1 protein-coding gene is annotated in these 2,334 nt (G+C 72.8%); it reads right to left on the bottom strand.

What is annotated here, in order from left to right:
* Window positions 1-2,334 (bottom strand): amino acid adenylation domain-containing protein (locus AB0G13_RS34585; protein ID WP_357883878.1); only part of this gene is annotated, 2,334 nt, incomplete at both ends.

The raw sequence follows: 2,334 nt of genomic DNA, 5'->3' as shown, positions 1-2,334 counted from the left end.
GCCGTCGATGTGCCAGGCGGTCTGGGTGTTGTAGGCGGTGGACCTCGGGTCCAGGGCGTTGAGGAACCACAGGCGCTGCTGCGCGAACGACAACACCCGACCCGGCGACGACCCCGAAGCGGCGTCCCCGGCCGACCCGGCGACGGCGTCCCCGGACGGCCCGGGAGCCCGTCCCTGCGGCTCGCCCGGTCCCTCGACGGCCGACGGAGCGGCCGGCACCGCCTCGGCCCGTAGCCGGTCGGCCATCGCGGCCACGGTCTGCGCCTCGAACACGATCGCCGCCGAGACCGGCACGTCGAGGTGCTCGCGCAGCCGGGCGGCGATCATGGTGGCCTGCATGGAGTGCCCGCCGAAGGCGAAGAAGTTGTCGTCGCGGCCGGGCCGCCGACCGATCACGTCGGCCCACACCTGCGCCACCCGCCGCTCCAGGTCGTCGCGGGGCGCTTCGCCGCGCGCAGTGAGGTCCGGTGCGGGGAGTGCGTTGCGGTCGATCTTGCCGTTGCGGGTGAGGGGGAGGTGGGGGAGGGCGATGATGCTGTGGGGTATGAGGTGGCGGGGGAGGGTGTGTTGGAGGTGGTGGCGTAGGTGGTGGGTGTCGAGGTTGGTGCCGGTGACGTAGGCGATGAGGTGGCGGCCGGTGGGGAGTGCGCGGGTGGTGACGAAGGCGGCTTCGACGTGGGGTTGTGCGCGTAGGGCGGTTTCGATTTCGCCGGGTTCGATGCGGTAGCCGTTGATGGCGATCTGTTCGTCGGTGCGGCCGAGGAATTCGAGGGTGCCGTCGGTGCGGAGGCGGCAGAGGTCGCCGGTGCGGTAGAGGCGGCTGCCCGGTGGCCCGTACGGGTCGGGCAGGAACCGCTCCGCCGTCTGCCCGGGCTTGTTCAGGTAGCCGCGGCTGACCACGTCACCGCCGACGCAGACCTCGCCGGGCGCCCCGGGCGGAACGAGCTGGAGGTTGGGGCCGAGGAGATGGATGCGGGCGCCGGCGATGGGGGTGCCGAGGTCGGGCCGGTGGACCCCGTCGGGGGCGACGGGCCCGACGGTGACGGCGACGGTGGTCTCGGTCGGCCCGTAGATGTTGAACAGGGTGTACGGCGCGTGCGCGGACGGCCGGGTGGTGAGGGCGTCCCCGCCGGTGAAGATCGTGCGCAGGCGGCTGGTCGACGGGGTCGGCAGCCGCAGGACGGCCTCCGCGATCGGGGTCGGCAGGAACGTCCTCGTGACGCCCTCCCGGACGAGCCAGTCGTGCAGCGCGGCGGGGTCGAGGCGGTCGGCGGGGTCGGCGATGTGCAGGGTGGCGCCGCTGGCCAGGGCTGGCCAGATCTCCCAGATCGCGGCGTCGAAGCCGAGGCTCGCCACCTGTCCGTGGCGTTGGCCGGGACCGGTGGGGTGGGTGTCCAGGTGCCAGTGGACCAGGTTGGTCAGCGCCCGGTGGGGAACCATGACGCCCTTGGGCGTGCCGGTGGACCCGGAGGTGTGGATGACGTACGCCACCTGCTCCGGGTGGATCTCGACCAGGGGCGGCGCGGACGCGGCCGTGGCCGGTCCGGGGCGCGGGGCGAGGGCGACGACGCCGGGGGGTGTGTCGGTGTTCTCGGGGTCGTCGGTGATGAGGATGGTGACGCCGGAGTGGGTGATGAGGTGGTGTCGGCGTGTGGTGGGTGCGGTGGGGTCAATGGGGAGGTAGGCGGCGCCGGCTTTGAGGACGGCGAGCATGGCGGTGATGGCGGGTGCGCCGGGTGGCAGGCTGACCGCGACGGGGTGGTCGGGTCGGGCGCCGTGTCGTAGCAGGTGGTGGGCGAGGTGGTTGGACCACTCGTCGAGTTCCCGGTACGTGAGCGCGCCCGCCCCGTCGACGATCGCCGTCACGTCCGGATGCCGCCGGGCCGCGTCGGCCACCAGCCGCGGCACGCACCCCAGGTCACTGGACGGAACCGCGACCGGGCTGGCGATCAACGCGTCGGCGAGCCGCTCCCGCTGCGCATCCGTGACCGCGACCACGGTGGACAGCGGCCGGTCCGGCTCGGCCAGCACGGCGGCCACCAGGGCCCGGTAGCTGTCGGCCAGCTCAGCCATCGTCGCGGGCTCGTACAGGTCACACGCGTAGTCGAAGAACACCCGGACCAAGTCCGGCTCCACCTGCACCTGGACGGTCAGGTCGAACTTCGCGACCCCCTCGTCGATCGGCAGCGGCCGCATCGTGGCGGTGTGCAGCGGTGCCGGATCGGTGCCTTCCAAGGTCGTGAAGACGGTTTGGATGAGGGGTGGGGTGTGGCGGTCGCGGGTGGGTTGGGTGCGTTCGACGAGTTTGTCGAAGGGGATGTCCTGGTGGGTGAC

The organism is Micromonospora sp. NPDC023633, assembly GCF_040640035.1.
In the GTDB taxonomy this organism is placed as follows: domain Bacteria; phylum Actinomycetota; class Actinomycetes; order Mycobacteriales; family Micromonosporaceae; genus Micromonospora.
The sequence above is the reverse complement of the archived record's forward strand: the minus strand, read 5'-3'. Positions and strand labels throughout refer to the sequence as shown.